The sequence below is a fragment of the uncultured Adlercreutzia sp. genome, assembly GCF_958431955.1.
In the GTDB taxonomy this organism is placed as follows: Bacteria; Actinomycetota; Coriobacteriia; order Coriobacteriales; family Eggerthellaceae; genus Adlercreutzia.
Map to the genome: position 1 here is coordinate 13,728 of NZ_CAUASN010000027.1, position 18,234 is coordinate 31,961.

Sequence of the window (18,234 nt, forward strand, 5' to 3'; positions counted from 1 at the left end):
CCGTAGTGTAGCGCACGGGGCCCAACCCGCCTGCCGGGCCGCGCGCGAACCCACAGAAACCGCCGACGAGCGAGCACCGCCGAACACGGCGAGGCACGATCTCACGCTAGTCGAGGGTCAGCTGCTGGATGTACACGTCGTTGCGCAGCTCCTTGGCGTGGGCCGCGTCGATGGTGCCCGCCTCGCGCATCTGCTTGATGAGCTGCAGCTCGCGGGCGAGGGCCTGGGACTGCACGTCTTCCACGGCCTCGTAGGTGGCGCGCAGGGCCTGGAAGTAGCCCGTGAGGCCGCCCGCGGAATCAGCGTCGGACGACTCCGGTTCCGCCGGGTTCTCCCCCGTCTCGTCTTCCTCGGTCTCGCCGTCCCACTGGGCGGCGGCCCGGCCGATGGCGTCCATATGGTCGTAAAGTTCCCGCACCCGCGCGATCTCAGCCCGGGCCGCCTCGGCCGTGGCAGGCGAGGCGCCGGACACGAGATCTTCCAGTATCTCGGCGTAGCGGTGCATGACGATGACGGTGGCCGGCTCGTCGATGGCCGCGGCGGCCCGCGCCTCGCCGCCCGCGCGCACCGCGCCGGTGAAGGGGGCGTCGGCCTGAACCGAGGCGATCACCTTCAAAACGAGGCCGATCTCGGCATCCACCCGGTCACGCGAGCGCGCCGCCGAGCGCTTCGAGGGAACGAGGGCGGGCACGGCGAAGTCGGCCAGCACGAGGGTGAGCACGATCATGCCCGAGGCCACCGAGACGAGCATCGAGCGGTCGTCGGCGGAAAGCGCCCCGGCGGCCGTGAGCGTCAGCATGAGCGAGAGGGTGATGCCGCCCTTGGCGCCCGCGAAGGCCATGGCGAGCGTGCCGCACAGAGCCCGTGGCGTGAGGCAGGACGCCGCACCGCGCCCGGACTTCGCCGCCGCCAGGGCGTCCATGGCGAGTATCCACGCGAAGCGCACGGCTTCCAGAACCAGGGTGAGAACCACCACGACGCCGAGCAGAGCCGCCGGGTCGCCCAGGCTCCCCTCGGCCGCCGGGGCGAGCAGGCGCGGCAGCTGCATGCCGAGAATGACGAAGATGATGCCGTTGAGCACGAACTCCAAGGTCTGCCACACGCTGGCCGCCTGCAGCTTCGTGCGCGCCGTGGCCACCGTGTGGCGCTGGGGCAGAAGCGACATGATGAGCCCCGCGGCCACCACGGCGATGACCGCTCCGATGTGCAGCGATTTCGCCGCCAGATAGATGACGAAGGGCAAAAGCAGCTCCAGCATCACGTGGAGCGTGGGGGTGTCGAGCCCGGTGCGGCGGATGAGCTCGAGGAGGCCCCAGGCGAGCACGCCCATGACGAGGCCGCCCGCAAAGCCGCCGAACAGATCGAGCGCGAACTCCTCGCCCGCGTGCACGAGCGAGAACGCGCCGGTGGCCAGAAGCGTCACGCAGCACTGGAAGATCACCGTGCCCGTCACGTCGTTGAACAGCGCCTCGCCCTTGAGCAGCGCCTCGTGGCGGCCTCCGAAACGGCGGTCGTGGGTGAGCGCTGTCACCGCCACGGCGTCGGTGGATCCCATGGCGGCACCGAGCGCGCAAGCCGCAGCAAGCGGAATCGCCGGCACGAGGGCGTGCAGCGTCGCGCCGCAGGCGATGACGATGGCGACGACGAGCCCCACCGACAGCGACGCGATACCCCAGCGGTTCTTCCACAGCTGGCCCGAATCCACATGCCGCGTCTCGTTGAAGTGTAGCGGTGCAATGAACAGGATGAGCAGAAGCTCTGGGTCGATTCCCCACTCCAGCGGCGTGGCCACTGCCGCCGCGATGACGGCGCCCAAGGCCACCTGCACGAGCGGCAGCGACACCCGCGGCAGGAACTTGTCCAGGATGCTGGAGGCGATAACCGCCGCCAGCAGAAACAGAATCAGCTCGAAGGTCTGCATTTACCTCAACTCCGGAAATCCCTGCTGCCGCAGGGCCTCGTAGGCGGCGATGGCCACAGCGTTCGACACGTTGAGCGAGTCGAGCCCGGCGCGCATGGGAATGCGCACGCACCGATCGGCGAAGCGCTCGATAAGGGCAACGTCCAGCCCGCGGCTCTCGCGCCCGAACAGCAGAAAGGCATCGGGCCCGTAGGCTGCCTCCGCATAGGTACGCGACGCGGCCCCGGTGAACAGGTGCAGCTCGTCTTCGCCATGGGCTTCCAGAAACGCCTCCAGGTAGGGCCACCGCACAATATCAACGTCGTTCCAGTAATTGCACCCGGCCCGCTTCAGGTTCTTCTCCGTAGGGCGGAATCCCATAGGCTCGATAAGATGCAAGCGGATCCCCGTGCACGCGCACGTCCGCGCGATATTCCCCGCATTCTGCGGAATCTCAGGTTCAACCAATACGATGTTCAGCATACGTATCCTTCAATCGAGCCAACGTGTAGAGGAGGCGCCGGATGCCTTGACCGAGCGAGTTCCGCAGCGACTGAAACAGCCCAGTGGGCTGTTTCACCAAGCGAGGACTGTCTGAGCGAATCAAGGCATTCGGCGTCTCCGACAGGCGAAGAGTCGCTACCCCTGTCCCGACCCCCAGGAGCCGCAACTCAAGATTGCTCCTGCTGGCGCGCCATCTCCGCCTCCAGCTCCTCGGTGAGCGTAAACCACTCCTCCTCGGCGGCAGCCAGACGCTGCTTCAGCTTGGCGTGCTCGGCGATGGCGTCGGAGGAGGCGTCCTCGTTCACGTAGAAGTCGGGGTCGGCCATGAGGGCCAGCAGCTCCTCCATGCGGGCGTTGTCGCGCTCCATCTGCTCGTCCAGCTGGGCTATGCGCTTGCGGTGGTTCTTCAGCGCGGCGTAGGCGCGGTTGCGGGCCTCGGCCTCGCGACGCTTCTGCTCCTTGGTCTTGGGCGCGCTGCCCTTGGGCGCGGTGAGCTGCACCTCGCCGCCGGGCGCAGACGAACTCGCCGCCCCCGCAGCCCCGCTGCGGGCCGGCGCGGCAGCCGGAGCGCCCGCGCTGCCGCCGTCGCGGTCGCGGCGACGGTTCACGGTGATCTTCGTGGGCGCGGCCGCCCCGGCGCGGCGCTTCTCGGGAGCCGCGGCACTCCCCTTCCCGTGAATGCCCGCATCGGCGAGCGCCTCGTCTGCCGCCGGTGCGCCGGCGCTCGCGTCAGTTTCCAGCTGGCCCGACTTGTACAGGTAGTAGTCGTAGTCGCCGTCGTAGTTGGTGATCTTCCCGTTCTTCACCTCCACGATGCGGTTGGCCACCCCGCGGATGAGATGGCGGTCGTGGGTGATGAACAGGATGGTGCCCTCGAAATGGCGCAGGGCCTGCTCCAGGATGTCGGCCGACGAGATGTCCAAATGGTTCGTCGGCTCGTCCAGGCAGAGCAGCGGCTTCGGCGCCACAAGCATCTTCGCCAGGGCCAAGCGGCCCTTCTCGCCGCCTGAGAGCACGCCCACCTTCTTCTCCACGGCGTCGCCCGTGAACAGGAAGGCGCCGAGCAGGCTGCGCACTTGGGAGATGGACCAGCCGGGCGCAGCGTGGTCGAGCTCCTCGAAGACGGTGTTGCCCGCGTGCAGCTCCTCCAGCTGGTGCTGGGCGTAGTAGGTTAAATCCACATTCACGCCGTAGTCGATGGTACCCGCATCGGGCTTCTCCACGCCGGCGATCATCTTCAAGAGCGTGGACTTGCCCGCGCCGTTGGGGCCCACGAGCGCCACCTTGTCGCCGCGGTACATGGTGAAGTCCACCCCGTCGTAGACCGTGTGCTCGCCGTAGCGCTTCACCAGACCGCGGGCGCGCACCACCTCGTCGCCGGTGCGCGGCGGCTGTACGAAGTTGAAGTGCACGGTCTTCTTCTCCTCGGGGATGATCGGCAGCGTCTCCTTGATCTTCTCGATGCGCCGCTCGCGTTCCTGGGCCTGCTTGGCCTTGGTGGCCTTGTAGCGGAAGCGGTCGACGAAGGCCTGCAGGTGCGCGATCTCCTCTAACTGTTTGGCGCGCTCCACCTTCAGGCGCTCCAGGCGCTCCTCGCGGGCCACCAGGTACTTCGAGTAGTTGCCCTTGTACAGGTTCACCTGGCCGTTGTCGATCTCGGCCACGCGGTCCACCATGTTGTCCATGAAGGCGCGGTCGTGGGACACCACGATGACCGTGCCCGCATAGCCGCGCAAGAAACCCTCGAGCCACTTCACCGACTCCAGATCCAGGTGGTTGGTGGGCTCGTCGAGCAGCAGTACCTCGGGATTGCGGATGAGCAGCTTCGCCAGCGCAATGCGCATCTGCCAGCCGCCGGAGAACTCCGTGGTGGAGCGCTTCATATCTTCCTCGGTGAAACCCAGGCCGAAGAGCACGCTACGCACTTTCGACTCCAGCGAGTAACCGCCGAGCATCTCGTAGGCGTCCCGCGCCCGGCCCACGGCCGCCAGCTGCGCCTCGGTGGGGCTCGCGCCCAGCTCGGCCTCCAGCTTGTGCAGGCGCTGCTCGGCTTCCAACACCTCGGTCTGGGACGAGATGACCTCCTCGAACACGGGCAAGTCTCCCATCTCGATAGCCTCCTGCTCCAGGTAGCCCACCCGGGCCCCCTTGGCGAAGAGCACGCGGCCCTCGTCCGGGTCGTCCTCGCCGGAGATGATGTTCAGAAGCGTCGTCTTGCCCGCGCCGTTGGGCCCCACGAGCGCCAGCCGGTCGTATTCCTCCAACCGGAACGTCACGTCGTGGAACAGCGTGCGCCCGCCGTAAGACTTGGAAAGATGTTCAGTTTGCAGGATCATGCACAGGCCTTCCGCACTTCGGACATGAAAAAGGCCCCTCCGCAGAGGGGCCTGTCAGTTATGGTGGTCGCTACAGGATTTGAACCTGTGACCCCCGCCGTGTGAAGGCGATGCTCTCCCGCTGAGCCAAGCGACCGAAGGTGTGCAACTCACGTGGTGACTTGCGACGGCTAAATATAATACACAGGTTTCAACCGATGCGCAAGGGGTAATCTTGTATACTGTCCCAACATATTCACAATTCCATCGCAAGAGAAGGAAGCACCCCTATGGCCAGTGATTTGACGAGCGATACCTTCCTCGCCTCGAAGAAGATCAGCGACGAGATCAACGTCGATCTGCCCCTGCACCCCGAGAAGTACACCATGCTCTCGGGCGACCGCCCCACCGGGCGTCTGCACATGGGCCACTACTTCGGCACCATCAAGGAGCGCGTGGCGCACCAGAACATGGGCATTCGCACGAACATCGTCATCGCCGACTACCAGGTGATCACCGATCGCGACACCACGGCCAACATCGCCGACAACGTGCACAACATGGTCATCGATTACCTGGCCTGCGGGGTGGATCCGGAGAAGACCGTCATCTTCACCCACTCGGCCGTACCGGCCTTGAACCAGCTCATGCTTCCGTTCCTCTCGCTCGTCACCGAAGCCGAGCTTCTGCGCAACCCCACGGTGAAGGCCGAGCAGGAAGCCTCGGGGCACGCGCTCACCGGCCTTCTGCTTAGCTACCCGGTGCATCAGGCCTGCGACATTTTGTTCTGCAAGGGCAATATCGTGCCGGTGGGCAAAGACCAGCTGCCCCATATCGAGCAGACCCGCCTCATTGCCCGCCGCTTCAACGAGCGCTACGGGCACGTGTTCCCCGAGCCCCACGGCCTGCTCACCGAGGCCGTGGAGATCCCCGGCCTCGACGGCCGCAAGATGTCGAAGAGCTACGGCAACGCCATCGCGCTGTCAGCCACCGAGGAGGAGACGGCCAAGCTGATCAAGAAGAGCCAGACCGACTCCGAGCGCATGATCACCTTCGACAAGGAGAACCGCCCCGGCGTGTCGGCCCTGCTCACTACCGCGGCGCTCACCACCGGACGCACCGAGGAGGACATCGCCGCCGAGATCGGCAATGACGGCGCGGGTGCGCTCAAGCGCTACGTGACCGAGTCGGTGAACAGCTACCTGGCCCCCATCCGCGAGCGTCGCCGCGAGCTGGAAGGCAAGCCGGAGCTGGTGCGCGAGATCCTGCACGAGGGCAACCGCCGCGCCAACGAGATGGCCAACGCCACCTTAGATGAGGTGCGCGAGGCCATGGGCATGGTGTACTAGGCGCAACGGCATCGAGCAGCCGCCCCATCCCCTTACGGAACGTCGAAGGCCCCTCGCTGAGGGGCCTTCGCTTTGGGCGTGCTTTTTCGCGCCGGCTTTCCCATATTCCTAGACGGCTGCAGCGGCGTGGGGCTCTTCGACCCACCTCTCTTCCACCTCGTCAGTGTGCCAGGATCCGTCCTCGACATCCTCGTCGGCTTCCTCCAGGCGGGTGCCGGGCGCCGCCTCCTCAACCTGCCCCGCCGCGGCCGCTGCAGCCGGTACCTCCTCTTCCGACGGATCGTCCGCTACCAGCTGCGGCTCGTCGGCATCGGCGGCCTGGTCGCCCGCAGCCTGCTCGGGCAGCTCCGTCGCATCCGCCGGCGCGGCGGCATCCTCGGCCGGGACGTCCTCGGCCGCCAGCCGCACCTCGTCCGCGTTGGAGGCGGCCGGCTGCTCGACTTCCCGCTCCGGCACCTCGACCGCGTCATCGGCATTGGCCTGGGCGATACCGAAAGCCCCCAAGCCGGCAACGGCGACGACGGCGAGCGCGCAGGCGGCGACCAGGTAGCGGTAACGGCGAATTGCTATTCTCATGGCTTCTCCTTTGCTCGAACGGCTGCGCCTGTGGCGCATCTTCGAGAAGCAGCATAACGCCCCGCGCACGCCTCCGAAGCGTGGCGCGGCGAAGCTTAAGGTTCCGCTCAGCAAAACTTAAGCGCCGTTAAGGAAGAGGCCCCTCTCCGGCAAGGGGACGGGCGGGAGGAACCCCTACACCGTGTCGTCCAGGTCCATCTGCATGAGCTGCACGCTCTCGCGCATGCGCTGGGCATGGGCGCGCGAGAGGCGGTCGTCCTCGTAGGCGTCCTGGATCTGCTCGAGCTCGAAGGCGTAGGCCTTGCGCTTGATGGCGTCGGTCAAGTCGCCCGCCTCGATCACCGAGGTCACCGAGGGCCGCACGCTGTGGAGGGCCGCCACGGTGCGCTGGTACTCCACGAGCAGGGTCGCCGCGTCCTCGGTGGGAACCTGGCTCGAGGCCACGGCGGCCTCCAAATGCTCGATGGCGTAGGTGCGCGTGGCCGTCTGCAGCCAGCGCATCTCCTCGGTCCGCTCGGCCAGCGCGGTGTTGCCGGGAAGCTCCCGCAGCACGGCGCGCACCCCGCGGTGCCACAGGGCCCTGAACCTCCCGTTCCAGCGCTTGAGGCGCCCGCGGCCCTTGCCGTGCTCGAGCAGCTGCATGACCTGCTCCAAGCGCCCCATGTAGCGGTAGGCCACCACGCCCGACACCACGCCGCGCTCCATCAGCTCCATCGCCCGGTCGTACTCCCAGCCGAGCGCCTTCAGGCGCAGCGGCACGTTGGGCTCGTCCTCGATGCCGTTGTTCTCCTTGATGCGGGCGAGGCGGTCGTTGTAGGAGCGGATGACCGCCTGGGTCTCGGCATGGTTCTCCTTGGTCTGCTGCGCCGTGAGCATCTCGATGACCTCGCGCATGATGTCCATGGTGGTGGCGGCATCCTGGTTGATGCGGCGCAGCTCCTCCTCGCCCTCGTCGCGGGCCGGCGCCAGAAGCGGCACGACGAAGGTGGCCAAAAGCAGCGTGCACACGATGACGCCGCAAGCCAGGAAGATAAGCAGCTCGCGCTGGGGGAAGGGCACGTTGGGCGGCCCGATGACGGCGTAGGTGGGGATGGAGAACATGATGGAGAGCGTGATGGTGCCCTTCGCCCCCGAGAAGGTGGTGATGAGCGCGCTGCGCACGTCCCGGCCCGTGAAGCGCCGCCGCTCGCCGCGGCGCACGTGCACGAGGTCCATGACGAGCACCCACAGAAAGCGCGTGGCCAGAAGGATGAAGGTGAGCCCGAACACGAGCAGGATGAGGGTGGAGTTCGTGATGCGCACGTTCTCCCACGTGTCCTGCATGGCCAGCGGCAGCTGCGTGCCCAGAAGCACGAACACGATGCCGTTGAGCGCGTAGGTGAGCACGTGCCACACGCTTCCCGACACGATGTTCATGCGCGAGACGGCCGGCCCGATGACCCCCTTGGGCGACGTCACGTTGATGAGCCCGGCCACCACCACGGCAATGACGCCGGACACGTGGCACACATCGGCCACCAGGTAGATGAGGAACGGGATGAGCACCTCGAACAGCACGTGGAAGTTCGTGTTCTCCACGCCGATGGAGCGGGCCCGGCGCACCACCCAGTTGCCGAGCAGCCCCAGCGCGATGCCGAGGACGAGGCCGCCGACGAACTCCACGAGGAAGTCGACGCTAGCACCCAGAAGCGAGAACGACCCCGTGACCACGGCGGCGATGGCGAACTGGAAGGACACGATGCCCGAGGCGTCGTTCAAGAGCAGCTCCCCCTTGAGCATGGACGCCTGGCGCTTGGGGATGTCCACCTGCTTGGCCAGCGACGAGACGGCCACAGCGTCGGTGGGGCCGAGGGCCGCGCCCAGGGCGAAGGCGGCCGCGAGCGGTATGGAGGGCACGAAGGCGTGCAGCAAAAAGCCGATGACGAGGGTGGTGGCCACCACGAGCCCGATGGCCAGCGACAGCACCGGCTTGCGCTCGGCCCACAGCGCCTGCTTGTCGGCGTGCTTCGCCTCGTCGTAGAGCAGCGGCGCGATGAACATGACGAGGAAGAGCTCCGGATCGAGCGTCACCTCCACCTCGCCGCCGGCCACAACCGCGATGACGAGCCCGATGGCGATCTGGATGAGCGGCAGGGACACCCGGGGGATGATCTGATCGATGAGCGAGGAGGCGAGCACGGCGGCGAGCAAGAGCAGGCCGAGGGTCAGAGCTTCCATTGGCGCGGTTCCTCCCGAGTTTTGAAATTGAGCGAATGCGTTATTTTAAACCACGATGGGCGCCCCCCGCCACGGGGAGCGCCCATTTCTTCGGAAAAGGCGGGGTCGGCGGCCCCTACTTGAGGCGCACGCGCATGTTGCGGCCGCTCTGCTCCAAATCGTACTCGCCCGTGGCGGCCATGTACTGCCTCATCTGGGAGTATCCGAGATCGCGCACCTTGAAGTCCTTGAAGCGGGCGCGCAGCCGGTCGGTGATGGTGGAGAGCATGATACCGTCGCCTCCCGCCTCGGACACCAGCTGGCGGATATAGCCCTGGGGCGTATCGCCCTGATCGGACGCCGGAGCGGCCTTCCGCGGCCGTCCGCGCTTCGCGGGCGCCTTCCGCTCCGAGGGCTCCTCGGCGGGCTTCGCCTCGGCGGGCGCCTTCTCCTCAGATTTCTTCTCCGACTTCTTCCGAGGCTTCTTCTCCGGCGACGGCTTCTCGGACGCCGCCTTCTTCGCCGCGGGCTTCCGGCCGCGCTTCTTGGGCTGCGGCTCCTCGGCAGGCGACGCGGCAGGCGCCTCCTCAGCCTTCGCGGGCTCCTCGGGCTTCGCGGGCTCCTCGGCTACCGCGGAGACCTCCTCGGCCATGCGCGCCTTGCGCTGGGCGCGGGCCTTGCGGCCCGGCCTCGTGTCGCGGACCGTATCGTCGGCAGCCGGCTCCGACGCGCCACCGTCGCGGGACGCATCGGCCGGCTCCTCGACGACCTCGGGCTGCGGCAGTGCCGCCACCGGCGCGTCGGATCCCTCGGCAAGATGCCCCGCCACCTTCGCGGCCACGCGCCGCGTCCCGCGATGGTTGCGGCCGCGCCGCGACGGCTTGGCCACCGGCTCGTCGGCCTCGCCCGCCGCGGCCTCCTCGGGCACGGCGCCCTTCTCCGGGCGCTCGGCCTTCTCCGGGCGCTCGGCCTTGTCCGGACGCTCGGCCTTCTCGTCGGAGCTGTCGGCCAGCTCCACGGTAACGGAGCTGTGGTCCTTGATGATGCGAACCCGTGTGAACTCCTCCAGGAGCTTCGAGAGCAGGTTGGTGCCGTAGCTGCGCACGTCGAAGTCGGGGTAGCGCTTCTGCAGGCGGCTGCCGATCTCGCCGAGGCCAGTGGCCTTGCCGTTGTTCTGGTTGTCGGTGATGATGTCCACCACGGCCTGCTCCACGGCGTCCTTCGGAACGGCGCTGCCGTTGCCGGAGCCCGACCGCTCGCGCTTGTTCTGCACGAGCAACTCCAAGGTGGTGAACACGTCGCAGGCGCGGCGGAAGGGTACCGGGGTCTTCTTCTCCCCCATGCCGATGACCGTGCGGCCGCTCTCGCGCAAACGGCTCGCCAGGCGCGTGAAGTCCGAATCGCTCGACACGAGGCAGAAGCCGTCCACGTTGTCGGTGTAAAGTATGTCCATGGCGTCGATGATCATGGCGGAGTCGGTGGCGTTCTTGCCCTGGGTGTAGCCGAACTGCTGGATGGGCGTGATGGAGTTCTCCAGCAGGGCGTCCTTCCACTTAGCGTGCAGGGTGAGCGTCCAGTCGCCGTAGATGCGCTTGATGGTGACGGTGCCGTACTTCGACAGCTCGTTCAGGATGGGCTTGAGGTAGCGCGCCGACACGTTGTCGGCGTCGATGAGCAATGCGAACCGCTTGTCGGAGGTTTCGCTGAGGGGTTTCAGATCCATGGGTTTCCTTGAGATGAGGGACAACAGGGCCGCGCCGTTCGCGGCACGCGACACAGGCCGCAAGCCCACTTGTCGCCGAGCGCTTCCCCCGAGCCGGTGAAAGGCGCCTGATAAGAAAAGAACTCCCGAGCGGGAGTTCGATGTTTCAAATGGTGCTCCGTGAAGGACTCGAACCTTCGACCTTGGGATTAAGAGTCCCCTGCTCTACCAACTAAGCTAACGGAGCACATCGGTGCCGCGCAAAAGCGCTTGAATATCTTAGACCATCGCGCATCGTTGCGCAAGCCCTAATTTTCAAGCGCGCTGGGGTGGATGATGGGACTCGAACCCACGATCTCCAGAGCCACAATCTGGCGCCTTAGCCAACTAGGCCACACCCACCATTTCGCGCAAGGATGAATTATAGGGCTCGTCGGCCCTTGGCGCAAGAACTATTTTCCAACGACCGCTCCCGCCAAATCTCGCACCACTTCCCCGCCGAGGATGAGGCCCGCCACCGAGGGGACGAAGGCCACCGAGCCGGGAGCCGGACGGGCGCCGCCCTTCACGCGCTCCCCATCGTCGCGCGGCGGGAGCGCAGGCTCGGTGGAGTAGACCACCTTGAGCGAGGGTATGCCGCGGCGGCGCAGCTCTCGCCGCATGACGCGCGCGAGCGGATCTGCCGAGGTCTCGTAGATGTCGCCCACGCGGAAGGCCGTGGGATCGAGCTTGTTCGCCGCGCCCATGCTAGACACGATGGGCGTACCGGCTCCTGCGCACGCCTCCACGAGGGCCAGCTTCGCGCTCACGGTGTCCACCGCGTCAATGACATAGTCGAAGGCCGCGAAATCGAACTGATCGGCCGTCTCGGGCAAGAAGAAGCAGCGATGGGGCCGCACGACGCACTGCGGGTTGATGGAGGCGACGCGCTCGGCGGCGACCTCCACCTTGGGACGCTCCACCGTGGCGGCAGTGGCGATGATCTGGCGGTTGAGGTTGGTCGGGTCCACCACATCGCTGTCGATGAGGTCGATGGCCCCCACGCCGCTGCGCGCGAGGGCCTCCACGGCGTAGCCGCCCACGCCGCCCACGCCGAACACGGCCACCCGGGCCGCAGCGAGGCGCGCCAGGCCCTCATCGCCGAGCAGCAGCCTCGTGCGCGCGTGCATATCGTCCATACCGCCTCCCTCGCGAGTCGTACGGGCGGAAAACCGCGGGCCGACCCGACTCGTTTCGATTTTCTGGCCAAAAAGGGGCTCGAGTGAACCCGCGCGGCCTCATTAGGACGCCCATTATGCCAAAATCGGGCCGTATTTTGGCGTTTTCGGGGCATATTGCACGGCAACAGTCTCGTTTCCAACCGGATCCGAGCACACTCGAGGCCATTTTTGGCCAATTTCTCGTCGCGAGGGCGCGCTTGGCACGGTATGGTGGACAGGAGACGCTTTCACACCGAAGGAGAAGCCCATGAGCACCTTGCCGAACATCGTGCAGCGCATCTGCGCCCTCGCCGCCGCGGCCGCCCTCGCCTGCGCCCTCGCCGGCTGCAGCGCCGCCTCCGACGAGCCCACCGCGCTTCCGGACACCGGGGGCGCCCCGTCGGCTCCGCAAGAGGCTCCGGCGCCCGCAGCCGCAGAGACCGCCGACGACGCCACGCCGGCTGAAGAGAGCGCCCCGGCCGCAGAGCCGCAGGCCGAGCCGTCCGCTGCCGAGGCGACCCCGGTCGCCCTCTCTGACATCCCCGCCTACGAGGGCAGCCCCTACGTGTACCTCAACGACGGGGATCCTCTCTTCACCGACGAGCAGCGCGCCGCAGCGGCGGGTACCGAGATCTACGGCGAGACGGACGGGCTCGGTCGTTGCACCGGGGCCTTCGCCATCGTGGGCGCCGAGACGATGCCCACCGAGGAGCGCGGCGACATCGGGGACGTGAAGCCCACCGGCTGGCAGATCGCCAAGTACGAGTTCGTGGACGGAAAGTACCTCTACAACCGGTGCCACCTCCTCGGATTCCAGCTCACCGGCGAGAACGCCAACACACGCAACCTCATCACCGGCACCCGGTACATGAACGTGGACGGCATGCTGCCCTTCGAGAACGCCGTGGCCGATTACGTGCATGCCACGGGCAACCACGTGCTCATGGCCGTGACGCCGCTCTTCGAGGGCGACGAGCTCGTGGCCCGCGGCGTGCAGATGGCAGCCGAGTCGGTAGAGGACGGCGGCGAGGGCGTGAGCTTCAACGTGTTCTGCTACAACGTGCAGCCCGGGGTGGCCATCGACTACGCCACGGGCGACAACCGGCTCGACGGCACCATCGAGGGCACCCCCCTTCCCGACGTGTCCGGCGCACCCGATTCAAGCGCCGGCGAGGGCGGAGACAGCGGCGCGGCGGCCGCCGCCGAGAGCGCAACATCCAATGACGAAACCGACAAGGGCATCGCCGAGTATGTGCTGAACACCAACTCGAAGAAGTTCCATGTGCCCACCTGCTCGTCGGTAGATCAAATGAGCGCCAAGAACCGCAAGGACGTGGAAGACACCCGCGAGAACATCGTCGCGAACGGCTACGACCCCTGCAAGCGCTGCAACCCCTAGCGGCCCTCGCCGGGCGCCTCGGGCCCGCGCCGGCGGCGGCTATCGGCCGACGCCCCGATCCCGACCGCAAAAAAAAGACCCCGCCGTAACGGCGGGGTCTTCTCATTTCGTGGTAGGGCCGCCCGGACTCGAACCGAGAACCAAGGGATTATGAGTCCCCTGCTCCACCATTGAGCTACAGCCCCGTAAAGCGCGCTCGCTATTGTAGCGCAAAAGCGATGCGGGCGGGCGGGAGGCCCGTCCGCAACCACAACTACATCTTCACCGGAGCCGACACGCCAAGCAAATTCAGGCTCAGGGCCAGCACGATGCGCGTGGCATCGCACAGGGCCAGACGGGCCGTCTGCACGGCCTCATCGTCGGTGAGCACGTGGCAGTTGGTGTAGAACTGGTGGAACAGCGCCGCCAGATCCTGGGCGTAGTGCGTCAGGCGGAACGGCGCGCGGTCGCGAGCTGCCAGCGCGATGAGGTTGCCGAAGTCGGCCATCTTGCGCATGAGGGCGAGCTCGGAGGGGTGCGTGAGCGGCGAGAGGTCGCAGGCCTCGGGCGCCACCTTCGCGGCGAGCTCGGCCATGGTCATCTCGCCGGCCTCCACGGCCGCGGCATCGGCCGGCTCAGCGGCCTTACGCAGGATGGAGCAGATGCGCGCATGAGCGTACTGCACGTAGTACACCGGGTTGGACGCATCCTTCTTCTTGGCCACCTCGATATCGAAGTCGATGGGCTGGTCAGCCGAGCGCGACAGCATGAGGTAGCGCGTGGCGTCCACGCCCACCTCCTCAATGAGCTCCTCGAAGGTGACCATCTCGCCGGTGCGCTTGGACATGCGCACAGCCTTGCCGTCGCGGAACAGGTTCACGAGCTGCCCAAGCTGCACCTCCAGCGCGCCGGGCCAGCCCCAGGCCTCCAGCATGCACTCGCAGCGCTTGATGTAGCCGTGGTGGTCGGCACCCCACAGGTCGATGAGGTGGTCGAAGCCGCGCATCATCTTGTCGTAGTGGTAGGCCACGTCGGACATGAAGTAGGTGGCCTCGCCGTCGCCCTTGATGAGCACGCGATCCTTGTCATCGCCCAAATCGGTGGAGCGGAACCACAGGGCCCCGTCCTTCTCGTACAGGTAGCCCTTCTCGCGCATGGCGTCCAGCGAGCGGGACACGGGGCTTTGGCCGTTCTCGTCCTCCACGTAGAGCGAGCGCTCGGAGAACCACTTGTCGAAGGTGGTGCCGAAGCCGGCGAGCACGGCCTTCTGGTTGGCGAGGGTCTGCTCGTAGGCCATCTCGCGGAAAGCCTCCACGCGCTCCTCGTCGGACACGTTCAGCCACTTGTCGCCGTCGCGGTCGATGATCTCCTGGGCGATGTCCTTCACGTAGGCGCCGCCGTAGCAGGCCTCGGGCATCTCCACGTCGCGGCCGAGCAGCTGCTGGTAGCGCACGCTCACGGAGTTGCCGAACACGTCCATCTGGTTGCCGTGGTCGTTGATGTAGTACTCCTCGTACACGTCGTAGCCGCCGTGGCGCATGACGCGCGCCATGGCGTCGCCGAGCGAGGCCCAGCGGCCATGGCCCACGTGGAAAGGACCGGTGGGGTTGGCCGAGACGTACTCCAGGTTCACATAGCGCTCGCCCTCGGGGATGGTGCCGCGGCCGAAGTTCTCGGCCTCCTCGCGCACCTCGCGTACCACGCCCTGCAGCACCGCATCCGACAGGCGGATATTGATGAAGCCGGGGCCTGCGATCTCCACGGCGGCGATCATGTCGTTAGCGGGAATGTGGTCCACGATGATCTGGGCGATCTCGCGGGGGTTCTTATGCGCCTGCTTCGCACAGCGCATGGCGACGGTGCTCGCCCAGTCGCCGTTAGCCTCGTCGCGGGGTCGCTCCAAGGCGGCTTCCGGGGTCTCCGTCAGCTCCAGGGAGCCGTCGGCACGGGCCGCTTCGATGGCGGCGTCGATGATCGCCTCGAGGGATTCACGAATTTCCATTGCTCTTCTTCCTCTTCTATGAGCCAGCTTTCTTCTCGCCGGCAGGCTGTGCCGTACCTGCCCGCGCCTATAAGCCGCCATAATACCACGAAAGCGCAGGAAAACACAGAAGTACCCGAGCTCAGTGCCCGGGTACTTCTGCGAGCGGAGGAGCCGTTAAAACTGCGCATCCGCACAAAATATCGGCTTTGCGAGCCCTAGGACAGGATCACCATGGCCACGGTCAGGATGACCATGCATACGATGCCCAGCACCACGAACAGCTTCGCGCCGAACTTGAGCCAGGTGGAGTACTCGATCTTGGCCAGCGCCAGGCCGCCCATGATGGCGCCGGAGGTCGGGGTGAACAGGTTCACGAGGCCGTTGCCGGCGGAGTAGATCATGACCATGGTCTCGACCGAGAAGTTCAGCTGACTCGCCAGGCCGCCGAGAATCGGGATGGACACGGTGGCCATGCCCGACGACGACGGGATGAGGAACGACAGCACGATGTAGAGCAGGAAGGACAGCGGGGCGAACACCACGGCCGACATGCCCGTGAGCGCAGCGGCGGCGTTGTTCAGGATCCACATGTCCAGGCCCGTCTTGGCCATGAGCACGGTGATGGAGCGCGCCAGCGCGATGATGAGCACGACCGACATCATGTCGGCGGCGCCGTTGATGAAGGCCTTCACGAAACGGCTCTCGGACACGCCGCCGATGACGCCGATGATGAGCGCCATGAGCAGGAACCAGGTGGAGGCCTCATCGAAGTACCAGCTGCCCAGCGGCACACCGGTCAGGAACGAGGACCACGCAGGGGTGACCTCCTCCTCGGAGACCGAGGTGGCCTCCACGGGCTCGGAGAGCGTGGTGACCGTGGCGCCGTCGTTGGCGTCGTCGATGAAGGCGGTGATCTCGTCGCCGTTCATCGTGGTGGTGACCTCCTCGGTGGTGGCGCCGGCGTCGAAGATGGTCACGCCGAGGTCAGCCCAGGGAATGAAGGAGATGATCATGATGACGAAGGTGAGCGCGAACACGATGAGCGACCACTTCTGGCGGCCGGTCATCTTCGGGTTGGCGGCCGCGTCGTTGGTGGCGGCCTCCTCGTCGGACTCCTTCATGCCCCACTCGTCCATCATGGCCTGCTGCTCCTGCAGCGACAGGAAGGTGGAGCCCTTGTCGGCCTTCACCTTCTTGGCGTAGCGCATCACGAACACGATGGAGATGGCCAGGGTGACGATCCACAGAATCAGGCCGAGCACGATGATGATGGCCTGGTTCACAGCGATGCCGATGCCGGAGAGGGCGTCGACGGCCACGCCCACGGCGAAGGGGTTCACCGTGGAGCCCAGCACGCCGCAGCCGGCGCCAAGCAGGACGACCGCCGCGCCGGTCAGGCTATCAAAGCCGGCGGCCACCATGGTGGCAGCAAGCAGCAGGTAGAAGGGCACCGTCTCCTCGCACATGCCGTAGGTGGTGCCGCCGATGGAGAAGATGAACATCAGAATGGGAATGAGCACGAGCTCGTTGCCGTGCAGCTTGTGCACGAGGGCCGCGATGCCCGCATCCAGCGCGCCGGTCTCGGTGATGATGCCGAGAAATCCGCCCAGGATCATGACGAACAGGCACACGCCGATGGCGTCCTGGAAGCCGAACACGGGGGCCGTGAGCACCTGGGACAAGGTGGCGCCCTGTACGCCTTCCACGCCGCATGCGGACATGATGACAGTGATAACAGCCAGAACAACCAGAATGATCAGCAAGATGGTGAACGAGGACAGCGACGCCCTCTTCTTCTTGCCTTTCTCAGCAGCTGCCATGGTTATCCCTCCTTAATCGATTGCCTATGGAAATACCAGGGGCCGCGCGGTTATCCCTCCCGATTCCGCACGGCCCCGAGGTATCGAACTATGTGCCAGCTACAGTAGAGCTACAGCAAAGCTACAGGGTTACTGCAAGGTGGCGTACATGACGGCCTTGATGGTGTGCATGCGGTTCTCGGCCTCGTCGAACACCTTCGACTGCTTCGACTCGAACACCGCGTCCTCCACTTCCATCTCGGTCACGCCGAAGCGCTTCGCGATGTCGGCGCCGGTGGTGGTATTGGTGTCGTGGAAGGCCGGCAGGCAGTGCAGGAAGATGGCGGTCGGCTTTGCCATGGCCATGATCTCGGTGGTCACGCGGTAGGGCGACAGCTGCTTGATGCGCTGCTCCCACACCTCGTCGGGCTCGCCCATGGACACCCACACGTCGGTGTAGATGACGTCGGCGTCGGTGGCGGCTTCCTTCACATCCTCGGTGCACTTCACGGTGCAGCCGTTCTCAGCGGCGATCTGCTCGCAGGTCTTGATGAGCTCGTCGTCCATCCAGCAGTCCTTCGGGCCGCAGCCGACGAAGTTCATGCCGAGCTTGGCGCACATCACCATGAGCGAGCGGCCCATGTTGTTCTTCAGATCGCCGAAGAAGACGAACTTCAGGCCCTTGATGTCATAGTTGAAGTTCTCCTGCACGGTCAGCGCGTCGGCGAGCATCTGGGTGGGATGCCACATGTCGGTCAGGCCGTTCCACACCGGAACGCCGGCCTTGGCGGCCAGCTCCTCGACATCGGCCTGATCGAAGCCGCGGAACTCGATGCCGTCGTAGAAGCGGCCGAGCACGCGGGCGGTGTCCTCGATGGACTCCTTCTTGCCCATCTGGGAGGAACCGGGATCGAGGTAGGTCACGCCCATGCCGAGGTCCATGGCGCCGACCTCGAAGGCGCAGCGGGTGCGCGTGGAGGTCTTCTGGAACAAGAGCACGATGTTCTTGCCCTCGAGGTAGCGGTGCGGAGTGCCGGTGCGCTTGAGGTCCTTGAAGTTCTTGGAGAGCTTCAGCAGGTAGTCGATCTGATCGGTGGTGAAATCGAGAAGGCGCAGATAGGACTGGCCGGAAAGATTCACGGGCATGGTGTTTCCTTTCAATGGGGCGACGTCCGCACAAGCGGTGCCGCCGGGGATGGGCGGCCAGCGAAGACGCCGGCCGCCCGAGGGGTTACTTCAAAACGTGCGCAGCCTCAGGCCGCGGCGTCGGCTAGATAGCCTCGCGCCAGGCCGGCATGGACATGCAGCGCGGGCCGCCGCGGCCGCGGGAGA

General features: G+C 66.2%; 12 protein-coding genes and 4 tRNA genes. 2 read left to right on the forward strand and 14 right to left on the reverse strand.

The annotated features are described in order from the left end of the window. Positions 1–106: 106 nt before the first annotated feature. The 4 genes from Q5064_RS08480 to Q5064_RS08495 all read right to left on the reverse strand — a co-directional run bounded on the left by Q5064_RS08480 (position 107) and on the right by Q5064_RS08495 (position 4,876). Positions 107–1,921: a sodium:proton antiporter gene (locus Q5064_RS08480; protein ID WP_302963869.1), complete on the reverse strand. Its 1,815-nt coding sequence runs from the start codon at positions 1,919–1,921 to the stop codon at positions 107–109. Continuing rightward, positions 1,922–2,383: a tRNA (cytidine(34)-2'-O)-methyltransferase gene (locus Q5064_RS08485; RefSeq protein ID WP_302963871.1), complete on the reverse strand. Its 462-nt coding sequence runs from the start codon at positions 2,381–2,383 to the stop codon at positions 1,922–1,924. It lies immediately after the preceding gene. A 188-nt stretch (positions 2,384–2,571) separates the two neighbouring features. After that, positions 2,572–4,740 (reverse strand): ABC-F family ATP-binding cassette domain-containing protein, encoded by a 2,169-nt coding sequence (locus Q5064_RS08490; protein ID WP_302963873.1) that lies wholly within the window; start codon positions 4,738–4,740, stop codon positions 2,572–2,574. Between the two features lie 61 nt (positions 4,741–4,801). Then, a tRNA-Val gene (locus Q5064_RS08495) sits at positions 4,802–4,876 on the reverse strand. A gap of 133 nt (positions 4,877–5,009) precedes the next feature. Between Q5064_RS08495 and trpS the strand changes: the two genes are divergently transcribed. Next, positions 5,010–6,068: a tryptophan--tRNA ligase gene (gene trpS / locus Q5064_RS08500; protein ID WP_302963874.1), complete on the forward strand. Its 1,059-nt coding sequence runs from the start codon at positions 5,010–5,012 to the stop codon at positions 6,066–6,068. Positions 6,069–6,176: 108 nt separating this feature from the next. Here the strand turns inward: trpS and Q5064_RS08505 are convergent, their stop codons facing one another. From Q5064_RS08505 to Q5064_RS08530, 6 genes are all read right to left on the reverse strand, one after another. Next, positions 6,177–6,644: a hypothetical protein gene (locus Q5064_RS08505; protein ID WP_302963875.1), complete on the reverse strand. Its 468-nt coding sequence runs from the start codon at positions 6,642–6,644 to the stop codon at positions 6,177–6,179. A gap of 174 nt (positions 6,645–6,818) precedes the next feature. Beyond that, positions 6,819–8,861, reverse strand: coding sequence for a Na+/H+ antiporter (locus Q5064_RS08510; protein WP_302963876.1), 2,043 nt, complete (start codon positions 8,859–8,861; stop codon positions 6,819–6,821). Positions 8,862–8,976: 115 nt separating this feature from the next. Further along, positions 8,977–10,563, reverse strand: a complete 1,587-nt coding sequence (locus Q5064_RS08515) for an NYN domain-containing protein (protein WP_302963878.1) — start codon at positions 10,561–10,563, stop codon at positions 8,977–8,979. A gap of 150 nt (positions 10,564–10,713) precedes the next feature. Continuing rightward, positions 10,714–10,789: transfer RNA gene (locus tag Q5064_RS08520), tRNA-Lys, on the reverse strand. A gap of 78 nt (positions 10,790–10,867) precedes the next feature. Beyond that, positions 10,868–10,944 (reverse strand) — tRNA-His (locus tag Q5064_RS08525). Between the two features lie 50 nt (positions 10,945–10,994). Continuing rightward, complete coding sequence (locus Q5064_RS08530; RefSeq protein WP_302963879.1) at positions 10,995–11,720, reverse strand: tRNA threonylcarbamoyladenosine dehydratase; 726 nt, start codon at positions 11,718–11,720, stop codon at positions 10,995–10,997. A gap of 289 nt (positions 11,721–12,009) precedes the next feature. Here Q5064_RS08530 and Q5064_RS08535 point away from each other — a divergent pair, with 289 nt between their 5' ends. Then, positions 12,010–13,140: a DNA/RNA non-specific endonuclease gene (locus tag Q5064_RS08535; protein WP_302963880.1), complete on the forward strand. Its 1,131-nt coding sequence runs from the start codon at positions 12,010–12,012 to the stop codon at positions 13,138–13,140. A gap of 110 nt (positions 13,141–13,250) precedes the next feature. Here the strand turns inward: Q5064_RS08535 and Q5064_RS08540 are convergent. The 4 genes from Q5064_RS08540 to argF all read right to left on the reverse strand — a co-directional run bounded on the left by Q5064_RS08540 (position 13,251) and on the right by argF (position 18,048). Continuing rightward, positions 13,251–13,325, reverse strand: a tRNA-Ile gene (locus Q5064_RS08540). A 68-nt stretch (positions 13,326–13,393) separates the two neighbouring features. Beyond that, a complete protein-coding gene (gene argS / locus Q5064_RS08545) occupies positions 13,394–15,121 on the reverse strand; it encodes an arginine--tRNA ligase (protein WP_302963881.1) in 1,728 nt (575 codons plus the stop codon). 197 nt (positions 15,122–15,318) lie between these two features. Beyond that, positions 15,319–16,923, reverse strand: a complete 1,605-nt coding sequence (locus tag Q5064_RS08550) for a YfcC family protein (protein ID WP_302963882.1) — start codon at positions 16,921–16,923, stop codon at positions 15,319–15,321. 129 nt (positions 16,924–17,052) lie between these two features. Continuing rightward, positions 17,053–18,048: an ornithine carbamoyltransferase gene (argF, locus tag Q5064_RS08555; protein ID WP_136434424.1), complete on the reverse strand. Its 996-nt coding sequence runs from the start codon at positions 18,046–18,048 to the stop codon at positions 17,053–17,055. Positions 18,049–18,234: the final 186 nt, after the last annotated feature.